A 25334-nucleotide genomic window follows, 5' to 3' on the forward strand; every position below is an offset into this window, starting at 1 on the left:
ACGGGGGACGACGTGGTGCCGGAGGACGGCGAGCGGACGGGGACGGCGCAGCCGTCGGCGCGGGATCTGGACGCATCGCTTCTCGTGAGCCGGGTGCAGCCGGCGCCCGCGCGGGGGTGGCGCCGGGCCGTGTACCGCGGCACCGGCGGGCGCATCGATCCCGGCGACAGCCGGCGGGGCCGGCAGCGCCGCGAACTGGTCGAGCAGGTGCGCGGACCGCTGCACGGCTGCTACCGGATCGCGCTGCTGAGCCTGAAGGGCGGGGTCGGCAAGACCACCACCACGGTCACGCTCGGGTCGACGTTCGCGTTGTTGCGGGGCGACCGGGTGGTTGCGGTGGACGCCAACCCCGACCGGGGGACACTGAGCCAGAAGGTCGCCGACCGAGCGTCCGGCACGGTGCGCACGCTGCTGCGCGACGAGGCGCACATCCACCGTTACGGCGACGTCCGGGCCCACACCTCACAGAACCGGCATCGTCTCGAGGTGCTGGCCTCGGACAGCGACCCGGCCGTCTCGGAGGCGTTCAGCGCGCGGGACTACGAGCGGGCACTGGCACTCCTCGAACGGTTCCACAACATCGTGCTCACCGACTGCGGCACGGGACTGATGCACTCGGCGATGCGCGCGATTCTCGCGAACGCGGACACGCTGGTGGTCGTCAGCTCTGGATCGGTGGACGGCGCGCGGAGCGCCTCGGCGACGCTGGACTGGCTCGACGCCCACGGCTACCGGAACCTGGTGGCCCGCTCGGTGGCGGTGGTCAACGCCGTGCGGCCCCGGTCCGGCAAGGTGGACGTGGAGCGGCTGGTCGAGCACTTCGCGCGGCGCTGCCGCGCCGTCCACGTGCTGCCGTTCGATCCGCACCTCGAGGAGGGTGCGGAGGTAGACCTGGCCCGGCTGCAGCCACGCACCCGGCGAGCCCTGCTGGAACTCGCGGCGGGGGTCGCCGCGGACTTCCCGCGTCGCGGTCACCGGGGCGAGCGCAGCGACGGGAAAGGCCACCGGGGCGAGCGCAGCGACGGGACAGGCCACCGGGGCGAGCGCAGCGACGGGACAGGTCACCGGGGCGAGCGCAGCGACGGGACAGGCCACCGGGGCGAGCGCAGCGGCGGGACAGGTCACTCGGCCGGAGATCAGTCTCCGGGGTCCTGATCGGGTCCGGGGGTGCCGTCGGCGGACCTGCGCCGGAACTCCCGGTCGACCTTCCACAGGAAGTCCGGGTCGTCGTCGGGTCCGATCACGCGGGTCGGCCGGGAGCGAAGGTCGGGACCGAACGCCTTCCACAGCAGCACCGCAATCGTGAGGGCACCGACTATGGCCAACAGGTAGAGCACCACGCACCTCCTCGCCGCGAGCAGTCCGCCGGCGTTTCCGCAGCCGGCCGGGCCTGCTCCTTCAGTCTATTCGTAGTGGCGGGAGTGCAGATGTGGCCTGGGTCCCCGACGATGCCTCCGTCTCCTCGGATCAGCGGGTGGCTTCGGTGGTGAGGGAGCGCAGCAGCGCGAGTACCTCGGACTCCCGGAAGCGGCGGTGACCGCCGGGGGTGCGCAGCGAGCCGAGCCGGCCGGCGTGGGCCCAGCGGGTGACCGTCTTCGGGTCCACGTGGAACAGGGCCGCGACCTGGCCGGGGGTCAGCAGCGATTCCTTCGCGCCGTTGAATGCGGGTGCGCTCATCGATGGTCCTTCCGGGTGTTTCGTCTCGTTCGGATCGACGTGGCCATGTTGACACCGAATACCCCGGTTGCTCGAACGGTCTACGGTTGGTAAAGCGGAAGTAATAGACAAAACGGACGGTCGACCAGCAGGGTGCCCGCGCGCGGCGGTTACCCTGGACGGGTGAGTGAAGCATCGCAGAACCGTCCTGACCAGCCCGGCAACACCGGCACCGGCAAGGGCACCCTGGCCCGGGACGTCGCCCTCTACTCGCTGGCCCGGCTGGCTCTCGTCCTCGTGCTCGCTGTGGTGATCCTCTACGTGCCCCGCCTGTTCGGAGTGGAGATCCCCCTGCTGGTCGCCGCGCTCTTCGCGGTGCTGATCGCGCTGCCGCTCTCGCTCGTCGTGTTCGCGCCGCTGCGCCGCCGGGTGAACGAGAGTATCGCGTCCGTCGACGCGCGCCGCCGCGCCGACCGGGCCGACCTGCAGGCCCGCCTGCGCGGCGAGGATCGTAGGTGAGCGACGGCGTCGTCGATCGCAGCGCGTCGCGGGACTGGGTGGATCGTGCCGTCCAGCTGATCGAGGCCGACGCCCAGCGCAGCGCCGACACGCACCTGCTGCGCTATCCGCTGCCTCCCGGGTGGGGTGTCCAGCTGTACCTGAAGGACGAGTCCACGCACATCACCGGCAGCCTGAAGCACCGGCTCGCGCGGTCGCTGTTCCTCTATGCCATTTGCAACGGCTGGGTGCGCGAGGACACCCCAATTGTGGAGGCGTCGTCCGGTTCGACCGCCGTCAGCGAGGCATACTTCGCGAAGCTGCTCGGCCTCGACTTCGTCGCGGTGATGCCGCGCAACACCAGCCCCGCCAAGGTTGCGCTCATCGAGGCGCAGGGCGGGCGGTGCCACTACATCGACCGGCCGCCGGAGATCTACGCCGAGGCACGCCGGCTCGCCGTCGAGCTGGGCGGTCACTTCATGGACCAGTTCACCCACGCCGAGCGGGCCACCGACTGGCGCGGCAACAACAACATCGCCGAATCGATCTTCACCCAGTTGCAGCTCGAGGAGCATCCGATCCCGGAGTGGATCGTCGTCGGCGCGGGCACCGGCGGCACCAGCGCGACCGTCGGGCGGTACATCCGGTACCGCCGCCACCGCACCCGGCTGGCCGTCGTCGACCCCGAGAACTCCGCGTTCTACGGCGGGTACGAGACGGGCTCGGTGGACTACACCACCGGCATGCCGTCGCGGATCGAGGGCATCGGCAGGCCCCGGGTGGAGCCGTCGTTCGTCGGCCAGGTGGTGGACCGGATGATCCGGGTGCCCGATGCCGCGTCGATCGCCGCCATGCGGCACGCGAGCGAGAGCCTGGGCCGCCGCGTCGGGGGCTCGACCGGGACCAACCTGTGGGGTGCGTTCGGCCTGATCGCCGAGATGATCGCCGACGGCCGGCGCGGCAGCGTCGTCACCCTCCTGTGCGACGGCGGGGAACGCTACGCGGGCACCTACTTCGACGACGGCTGGGTGGCCGGTGAGGGCATGGATCTGGCCGGCCCGACCGCGACGCTCGAGAAGTTCGCGGACACCGGCAGGTGGGAGGCCTGAGCCGTCGCACCTCGGCCGCACCCGACCCTACGAGGCCGTAGCCTACGGTGTCGTAGGTTGAGTATCGTGGGGGCATGGAACGCCCCGTCGTGGCCCTGGACAACTACGAAGCCGTCTACGACTTCTACCTCGAGCACCGGCAGAGCCGGCCCGTCGCCCGGGCGGCCTACGCCCTGCTCGCCGCCCGGTACCGCCCCCGGGTGTGCTGCGACGACGGGGTCCGCGATCGCCTCCGCGAACTCATCCGGGCTCGCACGCCCCTCCTGGTCGTCGCCAACCACCTCACCCACAGCGATCAGTACGTCCTCGCGGCGACGGCGTGGCGTTCCCCGCTGCGCCCGGTGATCGGCAGCACGCGGGTGCTGGCGAAGGACGAGCTGTTCGCCGACGAGTCGCAGCGCCGCAAGATCGACATGATGGGCGGGATCCCGGTCTTCCGGGCCAAGAACCACGGCCTGCGGGCGGTCTCCGATGCCGGGCGCCGGATGATGGACGTCTCCGCCGCGCGGCTGCATCACGGCGACAGCGTCGCGATCTTCCCCGAGGGCACCTGCAACGAGGGGGACCCGACCCGGTTGCAGCCGCTCGGGACCGGCATCGGGCACATCGTCCGCCGCTCGCGCGATCTGGGGGCGCGGCCCGCGCTGGTGTGCGTCGGCATCGGCTACGGGCCCGGCAAGGACCCGTCACGCCCGGCGAGCGTGTTCCTCACCGAGCCGGTCACCGACCTCGACGGCAAGGTCCGCGACGTCACGCGCCTGGTGCAGGACGAGCTGCAGCGTGCGGTGGACGGCGCCGTCGCGCGGTACTGAACCGGTCGCGCCCCGCCCCGACGCGTCAACTTTTCTTGACGTCCGCCCGCTTGTCAACGTAAATTGACGGTATGACCGAGGCCACCACACTCGCCGCCGCCGCCGGAAGCCCCGACCCCGCAGAGGGGTTGCGGGCCGTGCGGGCCCTGCGACGGTTGCTCGAACGACTCGAGGCGATCCAGGTCGACAACGCCCGCCGGCAGGGCTGGTCGTGGCAGGCGATCGCCGATGCGCTCGAGGTGAGCAGGCAGGCCGTCCACCAGAAGTACAACCGGAAGCGTGGGTGATCCGCCGTGTTCGAACGATTCACCGCCGGCGCACGAGCCGCCGTCGTCACCGCGCAGGCGGAGGCCCGGGAGTTGAACGCTCCCCGCATCGAGCCGGCCCACCTGCTGCTCGGCCTCCTCGTCACCGCGGACGTGACGCTGCGGCACCTGCTCGCCGACGTCGGCCTCACGGCCGAGACCGTGCGCAGCGAACTCGCCCGGGACACCGGGGTGCTCGGCGACGAGGACGCCGCCGCGCTCGGGGCCATCGGCATCGACCTCGATTCCGTCCGGGCCCGGCTCGAGGAGACCTTCGGGGAGGGCGTCCTCGACCGCGGACTCGGCCGGAACCGGCGGGGGCCGTTCGCCGGCCACCTTCCGTTCGATCCTGCCGCGAAGAAGTCCCTGCAGCTCGCCCTGCGGGAAGCCCTCGCGCGCCGCGACCGCGTCATCGGCTGCGAGCACCTCCTGCTCGGGATACTGCGCTCCGACGACGACCGCGCCTGCACGCTCGTCGAGTCCCACGTGTCCCGCAGGGCGCTCCGCGACCGCCTGCGCGACTACCCGGGTCGCGCCGCCTGACCGACCGGTTCCCGACCGCGCGCCGGGGCCGGAATGTGCGACAGTGGCGGCATGATCAACTTCCTGGTCCGGCTGGTCCTCAACGCCGTCGCCATCTGGCTGGCGGCCCAGTGGGTCTCCGGCATCGACTTCACCGGCTCCGGCACCGGCGCCGCCAACGAGATCATCTCCCTGCTGGTGATCGCCCTCGTCTTCACCGTCGTCAACGCCTTCGTCAAGCCGCTCGTGCAGCTGCTGTCGCTGCCGCTGCTGATCCTGACGCTGGGGCTGTTCACCCTCGTCGTGAACGCCCTGATGCTCCTGCTCACCGCGTGGCTGAGCGAGTTCACCGACTACGGCCTGACCGTCGAGGGCTTCTGGACCGCGTTCTGGGGCGCGCTGATCATCTCGATCGTCAACTGGGTGCTCGGCGTGCTGGTGCCCGACCGGGACTGAAGTTCCGGGCGCGGGACGCCTCAGGCCAGGAACAGGGCGGCTGCGGTCGCAACGGCCCACACCAGCATCGCCAGGCCCGAATCCCGCAGCGCGGGGATCAGGCTCAACCCCAGGCTGCCGGACCGCACGGGTGCGTGGGCGCGCACCGCGAACGGCAGCGCCAGCAGGCCCGCCAGCGCCCACGGCGTGCGCGCCACCAGTGCCAGCGACGCCGCGAACGGCACGGCCAGCAGCATCAGATGCAGCGTCCGGGTCCGCGGGTCGCCCAGCCGCACCGCGAGCGTGCGCTTGCCCGAGACGGTGTCGGTGGGGATGTCGCGCAGGTTGTTCGCCACCAGCACCGCGCTCGAGAACGAGCCCACCGCCACCGCACACGCCAGCCCGACCCAGTCGGCCCGGCCGGCCTGCACGAACTGCGTGCCCAGCACGGCGACGAGCCCGAAGAACACGAACACGGCGATCTCGCCGAACCCGCTGTAGCCGTAGGGGTTGCGGCCACCCGTGTAGTACCAGGCGCCGGCGATGCACACCGCGCCCACCAGGAGCAGCCACCACGCGCTCGTGATCGCCAGGGCGATCCCGGCCACCGCGCCCACTCCGAAACACGCGAACGCGGCCCGCTTGACCGACGCCGGCGACGCCGCCCCGGATCCCACCAGCCGCAGCGGCCCGACGCGGTCGTCGTCGGTCCCGCGGATGCCGTCGGAGTAGTCGTTGGCGAGGTTGACCCCGATGATCAGCGCCAGGGCGACCACCAACGCCAGGAGAGCCTTCCCCCACACCACGCCGTCGAGCGCGGCCGCCGCCCCCGTGCCGGCGACGACGGGCGCGATCGCGTTGGGAAGGGTGCGCGGACGGGCGCCTTCGAGCCATTGACCAGCGGTTGCCATGCGTCGATCCTGCCATCGAGCGAATGTGCCATGCCGTCGGCCCGAGGAGATGAGCGATACATTCGCTCGCCCGAACCCGGTCGGCCTACGAGAACCGAGCGACCAGTGCCCGCCGGTCCACCTTGCCGGGGCCGCGTAACGGCAGGGCCGGCACGACGTGCAGCGCCCGCGGCGCCGCCGTGACGTCCAGCGTCGCGCTGGTCCAGGCTCGCAGGTCGTCGAGGGTGGGGGAAGCGCCGCCCTCCGGGACGACGACGGCCGCCACCCGTTGACCGAGCCGGGGGTCGGGCAGCCCGATCACGGCGCATTCGCGTACCGCGGGGTGCTCGAGCAGGACGGCCTCGACGATCTGCGGCACGACGGTGAGGCCGCCCGTGGAGATGGCCTCGTCCAGGCGCCCCAGGATGCGGAGGACGCCGTCGGCGAGTTCGCCCGCGTCGTCGGTGCGGAACCAGCCGGGTTCGGCGAACGCCGGATGATCGGGCAGACCGCGATAGCCGCGCGCGAGTGTGGCCCCGCCGAGCCACACCCGCGACTGCGCGTCGACCCGGACCGTGGTCCCGGCCAGTGGGACCCCGTCGTACACGCACCCGCCGCACGTCTCGCTCATCCCGTAGGTGCGGACGACGGTGATCCCGGCGTCCTGCGCACGGCGCAGGATCGGGGCGGGCGTGGCGGCCCCGCCCAGCAGGACCGCGTCCAGGTCGGCGAGGGCCGCGACGGCACCCGGGTGGTCCAGGGCCTTGATCAGCTGCGTGGGCACCAGCGACGTGTAGCGCCGCCCACCGGGCATGGCGGCGACCGCCACCGGCAGCCGATCCGGATCGAAGCCGCCGGCGACGTCGATCACGACGGGCCCGGCTCCCGCGAGCAGGCCCCGCAGCAGCACCTGCATCCCGGCGATGTGGTGGGCCGGCAGCGCCAGCAGCCACGAGCCGGGTCCGCCGAGGCGCTCGTGGGTGGCGTCACCGCTGGCCCGCAGCGCCCCGGCGGTCAGCTGGGCGCCCTTCGGGGTGCCCGTGGTGCCCGAGGTGGCGACGACCAGGCCGATGCCGTCGTCGACGGGTTCGCCCGGGCGCAGCGCTTCGGTCAGTCTCCGGATTTCCCGGTCGTCGGCGACCGGCACGGGGAGCAGGGCCGGTCCGTCGCCGTCGAGCATGCGCCGTAGTGCGGGCAGCACCTCCCGCACGGCGTCGCCGGGGGGGACGGGCAGCACCTCGAGATTCATGTGGCGGGGCCGGTGAGCGGCCACCCTCCGGTCTCGAGGTGCCGGCGCACCCGATCGATGTCCTGTTCGAGCGGCATCTCGTTGGTGATCTTCGTGATCAGCACGGCGATGTCCGTCTTCGAGATGGGCAGGTCCCCGTCGTCGACGAGGGTGTGCGCCACCTGGTCGACCTCGTCCTCCGACAACCGCCGGCTGAGCAGCGCGAACAGGGGCACGTAGTCCTGTTCCGGCACGCCCTCCGGGTAGCCGGCCCGCAGCCACTCGATGATCGAGGTGAGGAACGGCGGAAGCGTCACGGGGGCACCTCCTCAGTCCGTCCCGTCGTCGCCGGTCACCACGGTCCCGTCCTCGGCGACCACCGGCCAGCCTCCCGCGGCGAGGCGCCCGGCGACCCGTTCGAGGTCCTCCTCCGCCGGTTCCTCGTTCAGCACCCCGGCGATGATCTGCTCGAGCGTGTCGTAGTCGACACAGCGCTCCGGGTGCTCGTGCGCCGTGGCGATCGACATCTCGCACACCTCGGCGATCTCCTCGTCCGTCAGGCGCCGCCGCAGCACGGCAAGCAGCGCGAAGTGATCCTTGGCCGGGATGCCTTCCGGATAACCGGCGCGCAGCCAGTCGAGGACCGAACGGAGCGAGTACTTGGGCAATGCGGTTCTTTCGTGGGTCGGACGGCGGGACAGCGGTGGCTCAGAAGACGTCGATGCCGAAGGTGCTCGACAGGAAGTCCGAAGCCAGCAACAGTATCCCCGCGACGATTGCGATCAGCACGACGGCGAAGCAGACGACGGCGCCGGCGATGCCGAGCGGGTTCGGCCGGGCCTGCTCTCCGGCGCGCCCCGCGACGAGCGATCGCATGCCGAGCGCGAAGACGGCCGGCAGGCCCGCTCCGAAGAAGAGGCCGACGAGGACGACCTGCCACAGCGAGCTCAGGGTGTTCGTCAACAGGTTCACGGGCGTCCCTCCGTGGGAGTGGTCGGTGCGGCCGGCACGTCCTCGGGGGCCGGCGCCGGGGTCGGGGCCGGGGCCGGGGCCGGGGCCGGAGCCAGCTTGCCGTCCCATTCCGCGGTGACGTTGGAGGCGTCGATCGGCTGCCGGCGTGACCGCAGGTACATCAGCAGCGACAGCGCGCACAGCACCGCGAACACCACGATCACGCCCGGCAGGCCGCCGATCAGGTGGGCCAGACCCCAGCACACCGCGCCGACGAGCGCCGCGGACGGCAGCGTGATCAGCCAGGCGACGGCCATGCGGCCGGCGACGCCCCAGCGCACGTTCGCGGAGCGGGTGCCGAGTCCGGACCCCAGGATCGAACCGGTCGCCACGTGGGTGGTCGACAGGGGCAGACCGAAGTGGCTCGAGGTGAGGATGATCGCGGCCGACGACGACTCCGCCGCCATGCCCTGCGGCGGTGCGATCTCGACCAGTCCCTTGCCGAGGGTGCGGATGATGCGCCAGCCACCGAGGTAGGTGCCCAGGGCGATCGCGACGGCGCAGGAGAGCTTCACCCAGAACGGCATCTCCGCGTCGGCGGTGAGGCTGCCGTGCGCGACGAGCGCCAGGAAGATCACGCCCATCGTCTTCTGCGCGTCGTTGGTGCCGTGCGCCAGCGACACCAGGGAGGCGGAACCGATCTGGCCGATGCGGAAGCCGTGACCGCGGGTCTCGTCGGGCACCGTGCGGGTGATGCGGTGCACCGACCAGGTGCCGACCGTGGCGACGAGTGCCGCCACCACCGGCGCCAGCAGCGCCGGGATGATCACCTTGCCGATCACTCCGTCCCACACCACGCCGTCGATCCCGAGGGAGGCGAGGGCGGCGCCGATGAGGCCGCCGAACAGTGCGTGCGACGAGCTCGACGGCAGGCCGAACAGCCACGTCGCCAGGTTCCACAGGATGCCGCCGACGAGACCGGCGAACACGATGAGCAGCAGTGCCTCGCCGCCGGTGCTGCCCAGGTTGACCACCCCCTTGGCGACCGTCGCGGCGACCTCGACGGACAGGAACGCGCCGACGAGGTTGAGCGAGGCGGAGAGGGCGACCGCCACCTTCGGTTTCAGGGCACCGGTGGCGATCGATGTCGCCATCGCGTTCCCGGTGTCGTGGAAGCCGTTGGTGAAGTCGAATGCGAGGGCAGTGACTACCACCACCAGGAGGACGACAAGCTCTGCGGTCACATCTGCCGATTGTGAGGTAGCCGGTGGGTAAAAGTACAGCGACGGCGAGGTGAACGCGGACACCCCGGCTCCTTCCGGTGGTGGCAGCCCGCGTGCGCCGGTTCCCCGCTGTGTGGAGTTTCACTCGGCGCGGAGCGTGTGACCGGCTTCACGGCAGGTCTCACTGAACGGGAATCTCTCGTCCCGCCCTTCCCGGCCCTGGCTAGCTTTCGCCGCAGTACACCGCCCCGGAGCTTCCGCCGGACGGAGCCCCGCGACGAAGGAGACACCCGACCTTGAACAAGCACACACTCGCCAGGACCGTGCTGGCGCTGACGGCGTCCGCGGCGCTGCTCTCGGCCTGTGCCGGCGAACGCGGCGCCGACCCGTCGGGCGGGGCCGGCGCGACCGGGACCGGGGCCGCCGCGGCCGATACCGTCGCGGTGGACAAATTCGGCACCCTGGACTCACCGTGCGGGGAGGGGGACGCCGCGGGCGCCACCGACCAGGGCGTGACCGACACCGAGATCCGCATCGGCTACGGCGACGACCGCGGCTACGCCAAGAGCCCGGGCCTGAACAAGGAGATGTCGGACGCCGTCTCCGCGATGATCGACTGGTGCAACGCCCAGGGCGGCATCAATGGGCGCACGATCGTCGGCACCGACTACGACGCAGCGATGACCCAGGCCAACTCCGTCATGCAGGACGCGTGCCGCTCCGAGTTCATGATGGTCGGTCACGGCTTCGCGATGGACCAGACCGCCGAGCAGACCCGCGTGGCCTGCAACCTCGCCGCGGTGCCCGGCTTCACGGTGTCGCCGGAGGCGGCCAACGGCCCCATGACCTATCAGGGGGTGCCGTTCCCGGTGGACTACGCCAACGGCTCGGCATGGTTCCAGATGGCGCAGCTGCGGCCGGACCTGAAGGACAAGTTCGACCTGGTCGGCAGCACGATGCCGACCATCATCACGTCGCTGACCAAGGTGCGCTCGATCGCCGAGGCCGCCGGGTTCGAGCTGAAGAACTGCGGCGTCACCATCAACTACGACGGCGAGGCCAGCTACGTCCCGTTCGCCGAGAAGTTCAAGGAGTGCGGCGTCGAGGGCCTGTGGACCTCCCGGTCGCCCGTGCCGAACGAGCTGAACTTCTTCAAGGCGCTCGACCAGGTGGGCATCGATCCCGTCCTGATGGGTGAGGCGACCTGGTACGGCCAGACCGTCGAGGAGGCGAACGCCGGCGGTCTGCTCGACAACCTGCACGCGGGCATGACCTTCCAGATGCTCGAGAACGCGGACAAGGTGCCGGCGGTGCAGCAGTACCTCGACCTCGTCGGGGAGAAGGGCGGCAAGACCGCGCTGCTCGGCATGCAGGCCACCTCGTCGTTCCTGCTGTGGGCGACCGCGGCGAAGGAGTGCGGCTCCGACCTGACCCGGCAGTGCATGATCGACGAGCTGTCGCAGATCCACGAGTGGGACGGCGGCGGACTGCACGCCGTGACCGACCCGGGTGCCAACATGCCGGCCAGCTGCGGTCTGACGGTCACGCTGACGGGCGAGACCTACACGCAGGCGTTCCCGCAGACCGCCGCCGAGTTCGAGTGCAACGACGCGTACCTCGTCAAGACCGCCCCGGAGACGTGGGGCACCGAACTCGGACCCGACCGGATCGCCACCAAGTTCATGAACCCGAACGTGATCAAGCCGCAGGACTGACCGGCCTGCACCGACCGGCGGGGCGGTGCCCGCACGGCACTGCCCCGCCTCCCCACGACCGGTTCTCTACCGACAGGGCTTCACCATGGACACATTCGTGACGTTCACGATCCTGGGCCTCGTGCTCGGGTCCGTGTACGCGATCGCGGCCTCCGGGCTCGTTCTGACCTACAACACCTCCGGAATCTTCAACTTCGCGCACGGCGCCCAGGCCATGCTCGGTGCGTTCCTCTACTGGCAGCTCACGGCCGGCTGGGGACTGCCCGTCCCGTTGGCCCTGCTCGTGGTGCTGTTCCTCGCGGGGCCGCTCATGGGCCTGGCGCTGTACGTCGTGATCATGCGGGGCCTGCGGGACACCGCCGAGGTCACCAAGATCGTCGTGACCGTCTCGGTCATGCTGGGGATGCTGTTCCTGTCCCAGTGGTTCTGGCATCCCGAGAAGCCCCGCTCGCTCGGCATGTTCTTCGGCGACGACGCCGGGATCAGCGTGCTCGGCGCGTTCGTCCGCGTCCACGAGATCCTGTGCGTGGTCGCGGCCATCGGGATCGCGGTCGGCCTGCGCATGCTCTTCCAGCGCACCCGGATGGGCGCCACCATGCGCGGCGTCGTCGACGACCCCGACCTGCTGCGGCTCAACGGCCACAACCCCGAACGGATCGCCGCGTTCTCGTGGGCGCTCGGCTCCACCCTCGCCGTCCTCGCCGGGGTGCTGATCACCCCGATCAGTGGCGGCAGCCTCGAGGCGAACATGCTCACCCTGCTCGTCATCGACGCGTTCGCGGCCGCGATGTTCGGCCGGCTCAGCTCGATCCCGCGCACGTTCGTCGGCGCCCTCGTGCTCGGCCTCGCCGGCGCCTACCTGATCGGCTACGCACCCTCGTCCTGGGCCTGGACGTCGAACCTGCGGGTCTCGCTGCCGATGGTGGCGCTGTTCGTGGTGCTGATCGTCCTGCCCCAGGACCGGCTGCGCGGCGCGGCGATGCGTACCCGCGAGCGCTACCACGTGCCGAGCGTGCGCAAGGCCGTCGTGTGGGCGGTTGCGCTCGTCGCCGTCGTCTCTCTCGTCCGCCTGCTCATGGTGGAATCCGCGATCACCACGTTCACGCTGGGCATGACCTTCGCGATCGTCGCGCTGTCGCTGACCCTGCTCACCGGATACGCGGGCGAGATGAACCTCGCACCCCTGTCGTTCGGGGCCATCGCCACGATCGTCGTGTTCCACTTCGGGATCACCGGCACCGGTCTCGACCAGCGTCTGACCGTGTGGGGGGTGCTGCTGGCCGTGGCCGTCACCGCGCTCGTCGGCGGGCTCGTCGCGCTTCCGGCCCTGCGGCTGCGCGGTCTCTACCTCGCGCTCGCCACCATGGCGTTCGGCGTCTTCGTTTCCAACATGGTGCTGCGCGACACCACCGAGCACGAACTGTTCGGCGTGAAGTTCTCGATCTTCACCGGGGGCTCACTCGTGATCCCGCCGCTGCGGATCGGGCCGCTGGACCTGCAGGACGAGACGACGTTCCTCATGACCGCGACGGTCCTGTTCGCGCTGCTCGGTGTCGGCGTCGTCGCCCTGCGCAACGGCGGCTACGGACGTCGCCTGGCGGCGATGAAGGACAGCCCCGCCGCGTCGGCCATGCTCGGGCAGAACCTGGTGACCCTGAAGCTGAGCGTCTTCATGCTCTCGGCCGCCATCGCCGGTCTCGGCGGCGTCCTCATGTCCAGTGCCACCGGCGCGGTCGCGGGCGAGAACTTCAGCATCATCGTGGGCCTCACCCTGCTCATGCTCACCGTGGTGGCCGGCATCGGCTACGTCAGCGGGGCCTTGTTCGGCGGCCTCATGGCCGGCGTCGGGTTCGCGGTCATCATGGTCTCGTTCAACAACCTCGCGAAGACGCAGCCCGAGCTCGAGGGCCTGTACCTGCTGCTCGGCAACATCGCCGCGGTCAGCCCCGCGCTCATCGGCATCGGGGTGGGTCACAACCCGTCGGGCAGCGTGCACCAGATGGTGGAGGGCTACCGCCGTCTGCTGTCCGCCCGGCCGGTCCTCTACGGCGGCGGCGCCGTGATCGCGGTGCTCTACGTCCTGGCGCTGACGGGCGTCCTGGGCAACTGGTGGTTCGCGGCGCTGACCATCACGATCGTGTTCCTGCTCCCGGTGATCGGCGAATGGCTGATGCCCGGCGCGGTCCTGGACCCCGAGGAGCTGGCCCGCCGGCGAACCACCCCGCCGGAACTCGTCGGCCTCGACGAGCCGTACACCGCCGAGGGCCGCTACCGCCTCGACCGCGAACTGGGGCTGCCCGCGGCACGGCCCACCCATCCGGCGGCCGAACCGCCCGCGACCGTCGCGAAGGAGCTGAGCGCGCATGTCTGACACCCTGCTCGAGACCCGGGGCGTCACCGTCCGGTTCGGTGGTCACACCGCCGTCGACGACGTGAGCATCGCCGTCACCGCAGGCGCCGTGACCGGCCTGATCGGGCCCAACGGCGCCGGCAAGACCACCCTGTTCAACACCGTCACCGGGCTGCAGAAACCGACCTCCGGGCAGGTGTTCCTCGACGGTGTCGACGTCACCCGCGCGGCGCCCTACAAGCGTGCCCGGCGCGGGCTGGCCCGCACCTTCCAGCGGCTCGAGCTGTTCCTGTCGCTGTCGGTGCGCGACAACCTGCGGGTCGCGGGCGACATGCACCGCACCGCGACCCGCGCCCGCCACGACATCGACGCCGAGACCGACCGGCTGCTCGAGCTGACCGGGCTCACGGACGTCGCCGACCGGGACGTCTCCGACATCCCCACCGGCCGCGCCCGCGTCGTCGAGGTCGCGCGGGCGCTGATGACCCGGCCGCGCGTGCTGTTGCTCGACGAACCCGCGTCCGGGCAGACGGAGCGGGAGACCGACGATTTCGCGGACCTGCTGTGCCGGCTCGCGGGCGACGGTCTCGGGATCTGCCTCGTCGAGCACGACCTGCCGCTCGTGATGCGGGTGTGCTCGCGCATCCACGTCCTCGACTACGGCGCCCTCATCGCCTCGGGCAGCCCCGAGCAGATCCGCAACGACCCAGCGGTGATCGCCGCGTACATCGGAACCGAGGAGGTCGCATGAACGCACCGGTCACCGATCTCGTCGACGTCCCCGGCGACGAACCGGCCCCGCTGCTCGAACTGGTCGACGTGCGGGCGAGCTACGGACCCATCGAGGTGCTGCACGGGGTGAACCTGGCGCTGCAGCCGGGCTCGGTGGTCGCCCTGCTCGGGCCCAACGGCGGCGGCAAGACCACGACGCTGCGGGTGTGCTCGGGCGTGCTGCCCGTCGAGCACGGCGAGCTGCGCGTTGCCGGCCGCGTCGTCAACGGTGTCGACGCCGCGGCGCTCGCCCGGCTCGGCGTCTGCACCATTCCGGAGGGGCGGGGCATCTTCCCCAACCTCACCGTCCGGGAGAACCTGTGGGTCGCCACCGGAACCGGCGTGTCGCTGAAGGATCTCGAGGCCGTCGCCTACGAGCGCTTCCCGATCCTCGGGAAGCGACGGGGCCAGCTCGCGGGCTCGATGTCGGGCGGCGAGCAGCAGATGCTCGCCCTGTCCCGGGCCCTCGGCACCGACCCCACGGTGCTTTTGCTCGACGAACTGTCCATGGGGCTCGCCCCCCGGATCGTCACCGAGATGTACGACATCGTCGGCCGGCTCGTCGACGACGGGCTGTCGATCCTCGTCGCCGAGCAGTTCGCGCGGGCGGTGCTGCCCATCGCGACGTCGGCCGCGCTGATGCTGCAGGGCCGCGTCGTGCGGGTCGGGGATCCCGCAGACATCGAACACGAACTTTCGACCAGCTACCTAGGAGGATGACCATGACCGCACTCACCGAGGAGCGGCGCGCCAAGTTCCGGCAGGACGCGGCAGACCTGAAGCTCGACACCGGAGCGGCGAAGGGCGACGGTCCCGCGCGCATCGGCGGGCTCGTGCTGATGATCGGCGGTGCCGTCGCGGCGTTCGTCGTCTACTTCGCCTCGCTCACCCAGGCGGACCTGCGCAACATCGCGTCGTACCAGATCCTCGCCACGGCGCTGCTGATCGTCGCGATCCTCGGCGCCGCGCTGTTTCTGGCGGGCGCGATCGCGCGGGTGCTGCGGCTGTGGCTGCTGCGCCAGCTCTACGAGTCGCAGGCACACACCGAGCAGATCGCGGCCGCGCTGACGGGCCGCTGACGCGGCCGGTGCGTCCTTTGGGCTGTCCCAGCAGCCCGAAGGACGCACCGGTCAGCGGGTGTCGCGGCGCAGCGGATGGTCCGGCGGGATCTGCACCAGCACGATGGGGATGCCGTCGGGATCGGCGATCCACAGCTCGTGCAGGCCCCACGGCTCCTGCCGGGCGCCCCGCACGATCGGGACCCCCCTCGTCACCAGCTCGGCCTCGACGTCGTAGACGTCGCGCACCTGCAGCCACAGCGCACCCTCGAAGTGCTGGGGCCGCCCGGTGTTGCCGTGCGCGGCCACCTCGATCAGTGACTGCCCGGCGAAGAACACCGTCCCGCCGGGATATTCGCGGTAGATCGCCAGGCCCAGGACGTCACCGTAGAACCGCAGGGCGGCGTCGTAGTCGCCCGGCCGCAGGATCGTCCGGCTGCCGAGGATCTCCATCTCAGCCCTCCTCGGCCGGGCGCGCCTCGTGCCCCCGTCGCCCGTGGGTGCGGCGCTGCTCCTTCATCTCGGCCTCGAACAGATGCCGGCGGCCGCGGACCAGTTCGTCGCGCACCTGTCGCTCGAGCTCACGGAACTCCGTCCAGTACCCGTCGTCGAAGTCCTCCACGATCTGGAACGTCCACCGTCCCTCGAGGACGTTGCGTCCGACGATCTCCGTCTGCACCCGGTCGGCGAGTTCGCGGTGACCGGCCTCGGCGAGCTTGTCCACAGCGTCGCCGAGCAGCAGGTCGGCGCGGCCCATCAGCTGGTGGAAGGCGTACAGGTTCCCGCGGGCCTGCTCCACCGTTTCGAGCGCTTCGGAGAGTTTGCCGGCCGCCGCCACCGTCTCGTCGGACACGCCGTCGGGCCGGATGTGGTCGGGAAGTGGTTGCTCGCGATCCGTCATGATCAGGAGTGTGCCCGATTCGGGCCGTTTCAATCGGGAGGTTGTGGCGCCGAGGGGGAGGTTGTCGCGGGAGCTACTCGCGCGATGTCGCGACAACCTCCCCCTCGGCGCGAGAAGGCCCTAGTAGTACCAGGGGTAGGGCGACCAGTCCGGGTTCCGCTTCTGCAGGAACGCGTCGCGGCCCTCGACCGCCTCGTCGGTCATGTACGCGAGCCGCGTCGCCTCGCCCGCGAACAGCTGCTGGCCGACGAGCCCGTCGTCGGCGAGGTTGAAGGCGTACTTGAGCATCCGCTGGGCCTGCGGCGACTTGCCGTTGATCTTCGCGGCCCACTCCAGCGCGACGTTCTCGAGCTCGGCGTGGTCGACGACGCGGTTGACCGCACCCATGTGGTGCATCTCCTCGGCGGTGTAGGTGTCGCCGAGGAAGAAGATCTCGCGGGCGAACTTCTGGCCCACCATCTTCGCCAGGTAGGCGCTGCCGTAGCCGCCGTCGAAGCTGCCCACGTCGGCGTCGGTCTGCTTGAACCGGGCGTGCTCGCGGGAGGCGAGGGTCAGATCGCACGTGACGTGCAGGCTGTGCCCGCCGCCGGCGGCCCAGCCGTTGACGAGGGCGATCACGACCTTCGGCATGAACCGGATCAGCCGCTGCACCTCGAGGATGTGCAGCCGGCCCGCGCGGGCCCTGTCCACCGTGTCGGCGGTTTCGCCGCTCGCGTACTGGTAGCCGCTGCGCCCACGGATCCGCTGGTCGCCGCCCGAGCAGAAGGCCCAGCCGCCGTCCTTCGGACTGGGGCCGTTGCCGGTGAGGAGCACCGCGCCGACGTCGGACGTCATGCGGGCGTGGTCCAGCGCGCGGTACAACTCGTCGACGGTGTGCGGCCGGAACGCGTTGCGCACCTCCGGCCGGTCGAACGCCACGCGGACGGTGCCCTGCGTGACGTGCCGGTCGTAGGTGATGTCGGTGAGGTTCTCGAACCCGGGTACGGGCCGCCACAGCTCAGGATTGAAAGTCACCCGTCGACCATAGAACTCCGGTCGCGGCCCTCTGCGCCGACGCGACGGTCGCCGGGCGATACCGTGCAGCTATGAGCGAGCAGACAGACCGTACGGTCGACGCGGACTACGAGCACCACGGCGGGTTTCCGGTGTACACGCCGGTGAAGGCGGGACCGAACTACGGTCGCTTCGTCGAGGCGCTGCGGCGGCTGCAGGATCTCGCCGTCTCCACCCACATCCCCGACGACGTCGTCGACCGGGCCATCGAGCAGGCCGAGGCCCTCGGGGACCTGCTCGAGCCGCACGTCGTGCCCGAGGGCAGGTCGCCGGCCGGCTTCAACATCGACCTGCCCGGTCGCGGCAGCCTGCTGATGCCGCCGTGGATGATCGAGAAGTTCGACGCGGAGTCGGTCCGCTCGCGCGGCACGTTCCGGCTCTACCACCGCGGCGGCAACAGCGCGGCGCACGGTGGCACCCTGCCACTGCTGTTCGACGACCTGTTCGGCATGGTGGTCCACGCGGCCGGCCATCCCATCGCCCGCACCGGCTACCTGCATGTGAACTACCGCAAGATCACCCCGCTCGAGACCGAGCTCGTCGTGGAGGGGCGGGTCGACCGGGTCGAGGGGCGCAAGCTCTTCTGCTCGGCCGAGCTGCACGACCTCGACGGCACGCTGCTCGCCGACTGCGAGGCCCTGATGATCCAGCTGCTGCCCGGCCAGCCGTGACCGCCGCGGCCCTGCCCGCCGTCGACGAGATCCTCGCCGCGGCCGTCGTGGTGTCGCTGCCCATGCGGGTGCGGTTCCGCGGCATCACCGAACGTGAACTCGTGCTCGTGCGCGGTCCCGCCGGGTGGGGAGAATTCGGGCCGTTCCCCGAGTACGCCGACGACGAGGCGGCGCACTGGCTGCGTTCGGCCCTCGAATCCGCGTGGCTCGGGCACCCGGCGCCGCGCCGGGACACCGTGCCCGTCAACGCCACCGTCCCGGCCGTCGGCCCCGGCGACGTGCCGGCCGTCGTCGCCCGGTTCCCGGGGGCCCGCACCGCCAAGGTCAAGGTCGCCGAACCCGGGCAGGACCTGTCGCAGGACGTCGCGCGGGTGCGGGCGGTGCGCGAACTCGTCCCGCACGTGCGGATCGACGCGAACGGCGGGTGGAGCGCGGACGAGGCCGTCGCTGCGCTGACGGCGCTCGTCGCCGACGGCCCGCTCGAGTACGCCGAGCAGCCCTGCGCGACGGTGCCGGAACTGGTCGAGGTGCGCCGCCGGATGCCCGACGTGCCGGTGGCGGCGGACGAGAGCATCCGGCGCGCCGAGGATCCCCTGCGGGTGGTGCGGGCCGGCGGCGCCGACGTGGCGGTGGTCAAGGTGGCCCCGCTCGGCGGGGTGCGACGGCTGCTGGCGCTGGCCGACGAGTTGGCCGGCCACGGCGTGCCGGTGGTGGTGTCGAGCGCGCTCGACTCGGCCGTGGGCATGGGTGCCGGACTGGCCGCGGCGGCCGCGCTGCCCGAGCTGCCGTACGCGTGCGGACTGGGCACGGGCGGGTTCTTCACCGTCGACGTGGCGGCGCCGCGGACGATGGCCGGCGGGGCGCTCCCGGTGGGGGAGGTGACGCCGGATCCGGCGCTCCTCGAGGCCGTGCGGGCCGACCCGGAACGGGTGCGCTGGTGGTTCGACCGGGTCCGGCGCTGCCGCGCCGCGCTCGACTAGGTGCGGCTCGGGTCGTCGTATATCGTTCCGGGCGTTCGTATTCACGAGTCACATTACGGAGGCAGTGGAAGTGGTTGCAGCTCTGGATGATGCCCTGCTCGGCGCCGACAAGGTCCCGGCGGTTGTCGCCGATGTCGAGGCGCTGATCGACGCCGAGGTGTCGGACAAGAAGGGCGCGTCGGGTCTCGCGCTCAAGGCCGGCTACGCGGCGGTGACGAAGCTCGGCCCGTCGATCGTGCCCAGCGCCGTCGAGGGGCTGCTGCCGGAGTTCGTCGCCAAGATCCAGCCGTTCTGGCAGGACTACGCGGGCAACGGTGCGTTCGCCGACTACCTCACCGCCCGCGGTGAGACGGTGGCGGACGCGCTGCTCGGTGTGACGGACGCGCGCATCGAGGCCTCGTCGCGCACGGCGATCAAGAAGGTCTACGAGAAGCTGCGCCCGTCGGCGCAGAAGCACGTCGTCGAGGCCCTGCCGCGCGTGGGCGCGCTGGTGCAGAAGCACGCCGGCTGAGACACCCGGTGTCTTTCCGGACCGGTCGCGGTCCGGAAAGACACCACCCTCGATAACTGGCGGCGCACCCTCAATAACTGGCGGCGCCGAACTTCCAGTAGCCGGTGAAGGTCACGGCGGACTTCGCGAGGCCCCGCTCCCGCACCAGGTGCCGGCGCAGCGACGTCACGAGTCCCGATTCGCCCGCCAGGAACGCGTATCCCGGCCCGTCGGGCAGCGCGCCGGCCCGCACGGCCTCGAGCACGTGCGGCCCGGGCGGCGCGTGCCGCCCGGGCCGCACCACCGTGTGCAGCCGGACGCCCGGGCCGGGGACGATCTCCTGGGCGGCGACGTCGCCGGCATCGTCCACCTCCACGAACACCTCGGTGGGCACCGCGTGGTGCCGCCCGGCGGACGACGCGAGGATCCCCGCGATCGCGGGCAGCGCGCTCTCGTCGGCGACGAGGATCTGCCAGCGCGCCTCGGTGGGGCGGTGGTACATGATGCCCTCGTCCAGCAGCGCCAGTTCGGCGCCCGGCTGCGCGGTGCGCGCCCACTGCGATGCCGGTCCCGTGTCGCCGTGGGTGGCGAAGTCGATGTCCAGTTCGGCCGTGTCGCCGTACCGGCCCGCGCCCGCCTCCCGGTAGCGACGGATCGTGTAGTTGCGCAGGATCGGCTGGACGGCCTCGGGCATGGCTCGCATCTCGGGCCACCACTGCGGGCCCGCCGTGGCCGGCAGTGTCAGCGACCGTTGGCCGGGGGCCGGGAAGAACAGCCGGAACCACTGGTCGAACCCCATGGGTGCGATCCGCCCGACGTTCGCGCCGCCCACGGTCACCCGCACGAAGCTCGGCCCGATTCGTTCGGTGGCGAGCACCCGGCCGGTGACGATCTCGCGGCTCGCCGGGGCAATGCGGGTGGTCTTGGTGCGCACGGCCATACGAACCTCCGTTGAAATTAGCGGAGGCTAACCTATCATTCGGGGCGGTCGAGGTGGCGCACCGCGGGGGTGAGGCCCCATTCGTTGCGACCCAGCCGGCTCGCCGGCGCCAGAGCAGCGAAGTCCGGCATCCCGTCCTCGGCCAGCACGTCGGTCCGAACCGACACGGCCACCACGTCGCCCATCACCACGAAGCAGTCCCCGACTTCGATCACCCGGTGCAGGGTGCACTCGATCGCCGCCGGCGCTTCCGCGACCCGGGGCGGATGGACCCGTTCGCTGCGCTCGGGCCGCAAGCCCACCGCCGCGAACTCGTCCACGTCGTGCGCGAAGCCCGCCGACGTCGCGTTGACCCGTTCCATCAGCGGCACGGTTGCGACGTTGATCACGAACTCGCCGGTCTCCTCGATGTTGCGGAGGCTGTCCTTGCGCCCGACCGAGGTGAACTGCACCACCGGCGGCGTGACCGCGGCGACGGTGAAGAAGCTGTACGGCGCGACGTTGGGCACTCCGTCCGCCGACACGGTGGACACCCATGCGATCGGCCGCGGCACGATCGTGGCGGTCATCAGTCGGTAGAAGCGGCCGGTGCCCAGCTCGGTGGGATCGAAGACGGTGCGCATCGCCCCATTCTTGCTGTGACCCTCGTCCCGCACCGCCCGGGGCATCGGGGGCGTACCGCCCGGGGCATCGGGGGCGTACCGCCCGGGGCATCGGGGGCGTACCGCCCGGGGCATCGGGGGCGTACCGCCCGGGGCATCGGGGGCGTACCGCCCGGGGCACTACTCTGGGTGCCGTGAACCCGTCCACCGCCCAGGCGACCGCCGTCGTCGACGAACTCGCCCGAGGCGGCGTCCGCGACGTCGTGCTGTGCCCCGGCTCGCGCAACGCGCCGCTGGCCTTCGCGCTGCAGGCCGCCGACAATGCGGGCCGGCTGCGGCTGCACATGCGCATCGACGAACGCACCGCCGGCTTCCTCGCGATCGGGCTGTCCGTCGCCTCCGGCCGGCCGGTGCCCGTCGTGATGACCTCCGGCACCGCCGTCGCCAACCTCGCGCCGGCCGTGCTCGAAGCCAACTACGCTCGGGTGCCGCTCGTGGTGCTCAGCGCCAACCGCCCCTACGAGCTCCTCGGCACCGGCGCCAACCAGACCGTCGAACAGCTCGGCATGTTCGGCACCCAGGTCCGCGCCACCATCAGCCTCGGCCTGGCCGAAGGGATCGAGCAGAACAGCGAGTGGCGCTCCGCGGTCAGCCGCGTCCTCGCCGCCGCCCGCGGCACCCGCTCCGGCAACGCCGGGCCCGTCCACTTCGACATCCCGCTACGCGAGCCGCTCGTCCCGGACGTCCACCCCCAGGGCCCGGTCCCCGAGGGCCGCCCCGACGGCAGCGCCTGGACCACCACCGTGCACGCCACCCTCGACGTGCCGATGGAGCTCGACATCACCGCCGACACCGTGGTGATCTCCGGCCACGGCTCCGCCTACCGGCCCGAGCTGTCGGAACTGCCCACCGTGGCCGAACCCACCGCGCCGCTCCACGGTGTCCCCCTGCACCCGATGGCGCTGCCGCAGCTGAAGCCGCGGCAGGCGATCATCACCGGCCGGCCCACCCTGCACCGGCCGGTGTCCAAGCTGCTCGCCGACCCGTCGGTGGCCGTGTATGCGCTCACCACCGGCCCCCGCTGGCCCGACGTGTCCGGCAACGTCCTCGCCACCGGCACGCGCGCCGTCGTCACCGGCAGTCCCGACCCGGCCTGGCTGGACCGCTGCCGGAACCTGTCCGCCCACACCGACAAGGCGGTGCGCGCCCAGCTCGACGCCCACCCGAAGCCGACCGGACTGCACGTCGCGGCGGCGGTCACCGACGCGCTGCGCGACGGGGACCAGCTGCTGCTCGGCGCCTCCAACCCGGTGCGCGACGCGGCGCTGGTGAGCTACCCCCGCGACGGGGTGAAGGTGCTCTCCAACCGCGGCGTCGCCGGCATCGACGGCACCGTGTCGACCGCCGTCGGCGCCGCCCTGGCCTACCAGCAGGGCCGCACCGTCGCCCTGATGGGCGACCTGACGTTCCTGCACGACGCGTCCGGCCTGCTGATCGGCACCGCCGAACCGCGCCCGCAGAACCTGACCGTCGTCGTCGCCAACGACGACGGCGGCGGCATCTTCGAGCTGCTCGAGCAGGGCGACCCGCAGTACGCCGGCGTGTTCGAGCGCGTGTTCGGCACTCCGCACGGCATGGATCTCGCCGCGCTGTGCGCCGCCTACCGGGTGCCGCACGAGCGGGTGGACCTGTCCGCGCTGACGGCCGCGCTGGCCGACCGGACCGCGCCCACCGGCGGCATCCGGGTGCTCGAGGTGATCACCGACCGCTCCGGCCTGCGGGAACTGCACGCGGCCGTGCGTGCCCAGCTGTGACGGACGCATGAGCGGGATCGACAAGGCACGTCGTGCGGTACTCGCCGTCGCCGTCGGCATCTCGGTGCTCACCGCGATCCTGGTGCTCGGCGCGTGGCGCAATGATCACCTCATCGGCTCCGACATGGGCACCGCCACTGCCGAGGTGCTCTCCGCGGGCTCGCTGCGCTCGGCGATCAGCTTCGTCACCCCCGACGGCGTCACCCACAACCCCGAACTCGGCGTGCTGTACCCCACGGGTCTGACCGCGGGCCAGCGGATCGCCGTCGAATACTCCCGCGCCGACCCGGACCTCGTGCGGGTCACCGGCCGTGACGTGCGCGTCGCACTCGTACCCGCGGCCTCGGTGATCGTGGTGACCTGGCTGATCGCGACCCCCGTGCTGACCTACCTCCGCCGGCGCAGCGCCGCCGCGGCCTAGAAGATTCGCCGGAACTTCGCCCGGCGGACACCTCGGCCACTTCCCACCGACCGGCCGCGCCGCGATGCTGGACCGGTGCGAGTAGCCATCGTCGCGGAATCCTTCCTCCCGAACGTCAACGGCGTCACCAACTCGGTGTTGCGCGTGCTCGAGCACCTCGACCGCCACGGCCACGAGGCCCTGGTCGTCGCTCCCGACACCGTCGCCGGACAGCCCCCGGCCCCCACCCAGCACGACGGGATCCCGGTGCACCGCGTGCCGGCGGTGCACGTCCCGAGGGTCAGCTCCCTGCCCGTGGGCCTGCCGCAGCCGGCGCTCACCGGCCTCCTGCGGGGCTTCGCCCCCGACGTCGTGCACCTGGCGTCGCCGTTCCTGCTCGGCGCCGGCGGCCTCGGCGCCGCTCGCCGGCTCGACCTGCCCACCGTCGCGGTCTACCAGACCGACGTCGCCGGATTCGCGTCCAGCTACGGGCTCGGGCTCGCGGCCCGCGCCGCCTGGCAGTGGACGCGCCGAATCCACCGCGCGTGCGACCGCACCCTCGCACCCTCGACGGCGGCCGCCGCGGACCTCGCCGCACACGGCGTCCCGCGGGTACACCGCTGGGCGCGGGGCGTCGACACCGCGCGTTTCACCCCGGCCCGGCGCAGCGCCGCCCTGCGCCGGACATGGTCGCCCGACGGCCGGCTCGTGGTGGGCTTCGTGGGGCGGCTCGCCCCGGAGAAGCACGTCGAACGACTCGCGGGCCTGGCAGCCGACCCCCGCTACCGGCTCGTCGTCGTCGGCGACGGCCCCGAGCGCGCCCGTCTCGAACCGCTCCTGCCCCGGGCGGTGTTCACCGGTCACCTCGGCGGCGACGCGCTGGCCGACGCCTACGCGAGCCTCGACGTGTTCGTCCACCCGGGCGAGCACGAGACGTTCTGCCAGGCCGTGCAGGAGGCGCTCGCCAGCGGCGTCCCGGTGATCGCACCCGACGCGGGCGGCCCGCGCGATCTCGTCGCCCACTGCCGCAACGGGTACCGGCTGCCGGTCGACGGGTTCGCCGAGCTGCTGCCGGGCGCGGTGGGCGCGCTCGCCGATCCGATGCTGCGGGACCGGTTCGGCGCGGCCGCGCGGCGCAGCGTCCTCGGCCGCACCTGGCCCGCGGTGTGCCACGAACTGCTCGGGCACTACGAACAGGTCTGCTCGGTCCGGCCGGGCACGCTGCGGCGCAGCGCGTAGCGGTAACGTTTCGACCGTGGCAACTACTCACGGGTCGCGGGCCTCGCTCGCGAAGGATCCGCGCGAGGTCGCGTCGATGTTCGACGGCGTCGCCCAGCGATACGACATCACCAACACCGTGCTGTCCTTCGGGCAGGACCGCAGCTGGCGGCGCGCCACCCGGGCGGCACTGGACCTGCAGCCGGGGGAGCGGGTCCTCGACCTCGCCGCCGGCACCGGGGTGTCGACGGTGGAGCTCGGCCGGTCCGGCGCCTGGGTGGTGGCCACCGACTTCTCCAAGGGCATGCTGCAGGCGGGCGCGTTCCGGCAGGTGCCGATGGTCGCGGGCGACGCGATGCGCCTGCCCTTCGCCGACGCGGTGTTCGACGCCGCCACGATCTCGTTCGGCCTGCGCAACGTCTCCGACTTCGACGCCGGACTGCGGGAGATCGCGCGGGTGACCAAGCCCGGAGGCCGCCTCGTGGTGTGCGAGTTCGCCACGCCCGTCTCGGCCCCGCTGCGCGTGCTCTATCTCGAGTACCTGATGCGGGCACTACCCCGGGTCGCGCGGACCGTCAGCAGCAACCCCGACGCCTACGTCTACCTCGCCGAGTCGATCCGCGCGTGGCCCACGCAGCCCGAGCTCGCCGAGCGCATCCAGGCCGCCGGCTGGCGGTCGGTGCAATGGCGCAACCTCACCGGCGGGATCGTGGCCCTGCACCGGGCGGTGCGCTGACCGCAC

Annotated in this window: 32 protein-coding genes; 19 read left to right on the forward strand and 13 right to left on the reverse strand. The window is 71.8% G+C overall.

What is annotated here, in order from left to right; all coding sequences use genetic code 11:
• Window positions 1–12: 12 nt before the first annotated feature.
• Window positions 13–1155, forward strand: coding sequence for an AAA family ATPase (locus JYA75_RS12570; RefSeq protein ID WP_312026459.1), 1143 nt, complete (start codon window positions 13–15; stop codon window positions 1153–1155).
• Here the strand turns inward: JYA75_RS12570 and JYA75_RS12575 are convergent.
• Together JYA75_RS12575 and JYA75_RS12580 are read right to left on the reverse strand one after the other, a co-directional pair.
• Window positions 1137–1337, reverse strand: a complete 201-nt coding sequence (locus JYA75_RS12575) for a hypothetical protein (protein WP_029545121.1) — start codon at window positions 1335–1337, stop codon at window positions 1137–1139. The genes JYA75_RS12570 and JYA75_RS12575 overlap by 19 nt on opposite strands.
• A 130-nt stretch (window positions 1338–1467) precedes the next feature.
• Window positions 1468–1677 carry a BldC family transcriptional regulator gene (locus JYA75_RS12580; protein WP_006935908.1) on the reverse strand — a complete coding sequence of 70 codons (210 nt, stop codon included), beginning with the start codon at window positions 1675–1677 and terminating at the stop codon, window positions 1468–1470.
• A gap of 162 nt (window positions 1678–1839) precedes the next feature.
• Between JYA75_RS12580 and JYA75_RS12585 the strand changes: the two genes are divergently transcribed.
• From JYA75_RS12585 to JYA75_RS12610, 6 genes are all read left to right on the forward strand, one after another.
• Window positions 1840–2175: a DUF4229 domain-containing protein gene (locus JYA75_RS12585; protein ID WP_006935907.1), complete on the forward strand. Its 336-nt coding sequence runs from the start codon at window positions 1840–1842 to the stop codon at window positions 2173–2175.
• Window positions 2172–3263 (forward strand): PLP-dependent cysteine synthase family protein, encoded by a 1092-nt coding sequence (locus JYA75_RS12590; RefSeq protein WP_006935906.1) that lies wholly within the window; start codon window positions 2172–2174, stop codon window positions 3261–3263. The genes JYA75_RS12585 and JYA75_RS12590 overlap by 4 nt, the downstream gene beginning before the upstream one ends.
• 74 nt (window positions 3264–3337) lie before the next feature.
• Window positions 3338–4075 carry a 1-acyl-sn-glycerol-3-phosphate acyltransferase gene (locus JYA75_RS12595; protein WP_185712912.1) on the forward strand — a complete coding sequence of 246 codons (738 nt, stop codon included), beginning with the start codon at window positions 3338–3340 and terminating at the stop codon, window positions 4073–4075.
• Window positions 4076–4146: 71 nt separating this feature from the next.
• Window positions 4147–4362 (forward strand): hypothetical protein, encoded by a 216-nt coding sequence (locus JYA75_RS12600; RefSeq protein WP_003937583.1) that lies wholly within the window; start codon window positions 4147–4149, stop codon window positions 4360–4362.
• Window positions 4363–4368: 6 nt separating this feature from the next.
• Window positions 4369–4923: a Clp protease N-terminal domain-containing protein gene (locus JYA75_RS12605; RefSeq protein ID WP_161994804.1), complete on the forward strand. Its 555-nt coding sequence runs from the start codon at window positions 4369–4371 to the stop codon at window positions 4921–4923.
• Between the two features lie 51 nt (window positions 4924–4974).
• Complete coding sequence (locus JYA75_RS12610) at window positions 4975–5358, forward strand: phage holin family protein (protein ID WP_006935897.1); 384 nt, start codon at window positions 4975–4977, stop codon at window positions 5356–5358.
• A 20-nt stretch (window positions 5359–5378) separates the two neighbouring features.
• Here the strand turns inward: JYA75_RS12610 and JYA75_RS12615 are convergent, their stop codons facing one another.
• The 6 genes from JYA75_RS12615 to JYA75_RS12635 all read right to left on the reverse strand — a co-directional run bounded on the left by JYA75_RS12615 (window position 5379) and on the right by JYA75_RS12635 (window position 9650).
• A complete protein-coding gene (locus JYA75_RS12615; protein ID WP_029545112.1) occupies window positions 5379–6248 on the reverse strand; it encodes a 1,4-dihydroxy-2-naphthoate polyprenyltransferase in 870 nt (289 codons plus the stop codon).
• A gap of 85 nt (window positions 6249–6333) precedes the next feature.
• Window positions 6334–7476, reverse strand: a complete 1143-nt coding sequence (menE, locus tag JYA75_RS12620; RefSeq protein WP_185712911.1) for an o-succinylbenzoate--CoA ligase — start codon at window positions 7474–7476, stop codon at window positions 6334–6336.
• A complete protein-coding gene (locus JYA75_RS28800) occupies window positions 7473–7772 on the reverse strand; it encodes a DUF3349 domain-containing protein (protein WP_006935891.1) in 300 nt (99 codons plus the stop codon). Before JYA75_RS28800 ends, menE begins: the two co-directional genes overlap by 4 nt.
• 12 nt (window positions 7773–7784) lie before the next feature.
• Window positions 7785–8123 carry a DUF3349 domain-containing protein gene (locus JYA75_RS28805; RefSeq protein ID WP_006935887.1) on the reverse strand — a complete coding sequence of 113 codons (339 nt, stop codon included), beginning with the start codon at window positions 8121–8123 and terminating at the stop codon, window positions 7785–7787.
• Between the two features lie 40 nt (window positions 8124–8163).
• Window positions 8164–8427, reverse strand: a complete 264-nt coding sequence (locus JYA75_RS12630; RefSeq protein ID WP_006935886.1) for a hypothetical protein — start codon at window positions 8425–8427, stop codon at window positions 8164–8166.
• Window positions 8424–9650 carry an inorganic phosphate transporter gene (locus JYA75_RS12635; protein WP_029545108.1) on the reverse strand — a complete coding sequence of 409 codons (1227 nt, stop codon included), beginning with the start codon at window positions 9648–9650 and terminating at the stop codon, window positions 8424–8426. Before JYA75_RS12635 ends, JYA75_RS12630 begins: the two co-directional genes overlap by 4 nt.
• Window positions 9651–9925: 275 nt before the next feature.
• On the opposite strand from JYA75_RS12635, the gene JYA75_RS12640 reads away from it, so the two are divergent.
• The 5 genes from JYA75_RS12640 (at window position 9926) to JYA75_RS12660 (ending at window position 15544) form a co-directional block, all read left to right on the forward strand.
• The gene (locus JYA75_RS12640) at window positions 9926–11344 is read left to right on the forward strand and encodes an ABC transporter substrate-binding protein (protein WP_006935884.1); all 1419 of its coding nucleotides are present in this window, start codon (window positions 9926–9928) and stop codon (window positions 11342–11344) included.
• An 85-nt stretch (window positions 11345–11429) separates the two neighbouring features.
• Entirely contained in the window at window positions 11430–13715 is a 2286-nt protein-coding gene (locus tag JYA75_RS12645; protein WP_043803222.1) for an ABC transporter permease, read from the forward strand.
• A complete protein-coding gene (locus JYA75_RS12650) occupies window positions 13708–14445 on the forward strand; it encodes an ABC transporter ATP-binding protein (protein ID WP_006935881.1) in 738 nt (245 codons plus the stop codon). Before JYA75_RS12645 ends, JYA75_RS12650 begins: the two co-directional genes overlap by 8 nt.
• Window positions 14442–15185, forward strand: a complete 744-nt coding sequence (locus JYA75_RS12655) for an ABC transporter ATP-binding protein (protein ID WP_006935879.1) — start codon at window positions 14442–14444, stop codon at window positions 15183–15185. Before JYA75_RS12650 ends, JYA75_RS12655 begins: the two co-directional genes overlap by 4 nt.
• A gap of 2 nt (window positions 15186–15187) precedes the next feature.
• Window positions 15188–15544 (forward strand): hypothetical protein, encoded by a 357-nt coding sequence (locus tag JYA75_RS12660; RefSeq protein WP_006935878.1) that lies wholly within the window; start codon window positions 15188–15190, stop codon window positions 15542–15544.
• 51 nt (window positions 15545–15595) lie between these two features.
• Here the strand turns inward: JYA75_RS12660 and JYA75_RS12665 are convergent, their stop codons facing one another.
• The 3 genes from JYA75_RS12665 to JYA75_RS12675 all read right to left on the reverse strand — a co-directional run bounded on the left by JYA75_RS12665 (window position 15596) and on the right by JYA75_RS12675 (window position 17438).
• Window positions 15596–15976: a VOC family protein gene (locus tag JYA75_RS12665; RefSeq protein WP_006935877.1), complete on the reverse strand. Its 381-nt coding sequence runs from the start codon at window positions 15974–15976 to the stop codon at window positions 15596–15598.
• Between the two features lies 1 nt (window position 15977).
• The gene (locus JYA75_RS12670; RefSeq protein WP_102800518.1) at window positions 15978–16427 is read right to left on the reverse strand and encodes a hypothetical protein; all 450 of its coding nucleotides are present in this window, start codon (window positions 16425–16427) and stop codon (window positions 15978–15980) included.
• A gap of 117 nt (window positions 16428–16544) precedes the next feature.
• The gene (locus JYA75_RS12675) at window positions 16545–17438 is read right to left on the reverse strand and encodes a 1,4-dihydroxy-2-naphthoyl-CoA synthase (protein ID WP_203330076.1); all 894 of its coding nucleotides are present in this window, start codon (window positions 17436–17438) and stop codon (window positions 16545–16547) included.
• A gap of 71 nt (window positions 17439–17509) precedes the next feature.
• On the opposite strand from JYA75_RS12675, the gene JYA75_RS12680 reads away from it, so the two are divergent.
• The 3 genes from JYA75_RS12680 to JYA75_RS12690 all read left to right on the forward strand — a co-directional run bounded on the left by JYA75_RS12680 (window position 17510) and on the right by JYA75_RS12690 (window position 19639).
• On the forward strand, window positions 17510–18148 hold the full coding sequence (locus tag JYA75_RS12680) for a PaaI family thioesterase (RefSeq protein WP_050035607.1): 639 nt from the start codon (window positions 17510–17512) through the stop codon (window positions 18146–18148).
• Window positions 18145–19128 (forward strand): o-succinylbenzoate synthase, encoded by a 984-nt coding sequence (locus JYA75_RS12685; protein ID WP_203330077.1) that lies wholly within the window; start codon window positions 18145–18147, stop codon window positions 19126–19128. The genes JYA75_RS12680 and JYA75_RS12685 overlap by 4 nt, the downstream gene beginning before the upstream one ends.
• Before the next feature lie 70 nt (window positions 19129–19198).
• Entirely contained in the window at window positions 19199–19639 is a 441-nt protein-coding gene (locus tag JYA75_RS12690; RefSeq protein WP_006940846.1) for a hypothetical protein, read from the forward strand.
• Between the two features lie 70 nt (window positions 19640–19709).
• Here the strand turns inward: JYA75_RS12690 and JYA75_RS12695 are convergent, their stop codons facing one another.
• Both JYA75_RS12695 and JYA75_RS12700 read right to left on the reverse strand, forming a co-directional pair.
• Complete coding sequence (locus tag JYA75_RS12695; protein WP_006940848.1) at window positions 19710–20558, reverse strand: siderophore-interacting protein; 849 nt, start codon at window positions 20556–20558, stop codon at window positions 19710–19712.
• A 35-nt stretch (window positions 20559–20593) separates the two neighbouring features.
• Window positions 20594–21181, reverse strand: a complete 588-nt coding sequence (locus JYA75_RS12700) for a flavin reductase family protein (RefSeq protein ID WP_029545089.1) — start codon at window positions 21179–21181, stop codon at window positions 20594–20596.
• Between the two features lie 173 nt (window positions 21182–21354).
• On the opposite strand from JYA75_RS12700, the gene menD reads away from it, so the two are divergent.
• The 4 genes from menD (at window position 21355) to JYA75_RS12720 (ending at window position 25328) form a co-directional block, all read left to right on the forward strand.
• Window positions 21355–22974, forward strand: a complete 1620-nt coding sequence (gene menD, locus JYA75_RS12705) for a 2-succinyl-5-enolpyruvyl-6-hydroxy-3-cyclohexene-1-carboxylic-acid synthase (RefSeq protein WP_203330078.1) — start codon at window positions 21355–21357, stop codon at window positions 22972–22974.
• Window positions 22975–22981: 7 nt separating this feature from the next.
• Window positions 22982–23395 (forward strand): DUF3592 domain-containing protein, encoded by a 414-nt coding sequence (locus tag JYA75_RS12710; RefSeq protein WP_043802286.1) that lies wholly within the window; start codon window positions 22982–22984, stop codon window positions 23393–23395.
• A 75-nt stretch (window positions 23396–23470) separates the two neighbouring features.
• Entirely contained in the window at window positions 23471–24613 is a 1143-nt protein-coding gene (locus JYA75_RS12715) for a glycosyltransferase family 1 protein (protein WP_050035604.1), read from the forward strand.
• 16 nt (window positions 24614–24629) lie between these two features.
• Entirely contained in the window at window positions 24630–25328 is a 699-nt protein-coding gene (locus JYA75_RS12720) for a demethylmenaquinone methyltransferase (protein ID WP_082120267.1), read from the forward strand.
• Window positions 25329–25334: the final 6 nt, after the last annotated feature.

Origin of the sequence: Rhodococcus sp. PSBB066 (assembly GCF_017068255.1) — a bacterium.
In the GTDB taxonomy this organism is placed as follows: Bacteria; Actinomycetota; Actinomycetes; order Mycobacteriales; family Mycobacteriaceae; genus Rhodococcus; species Rhodococcus aetherivorans.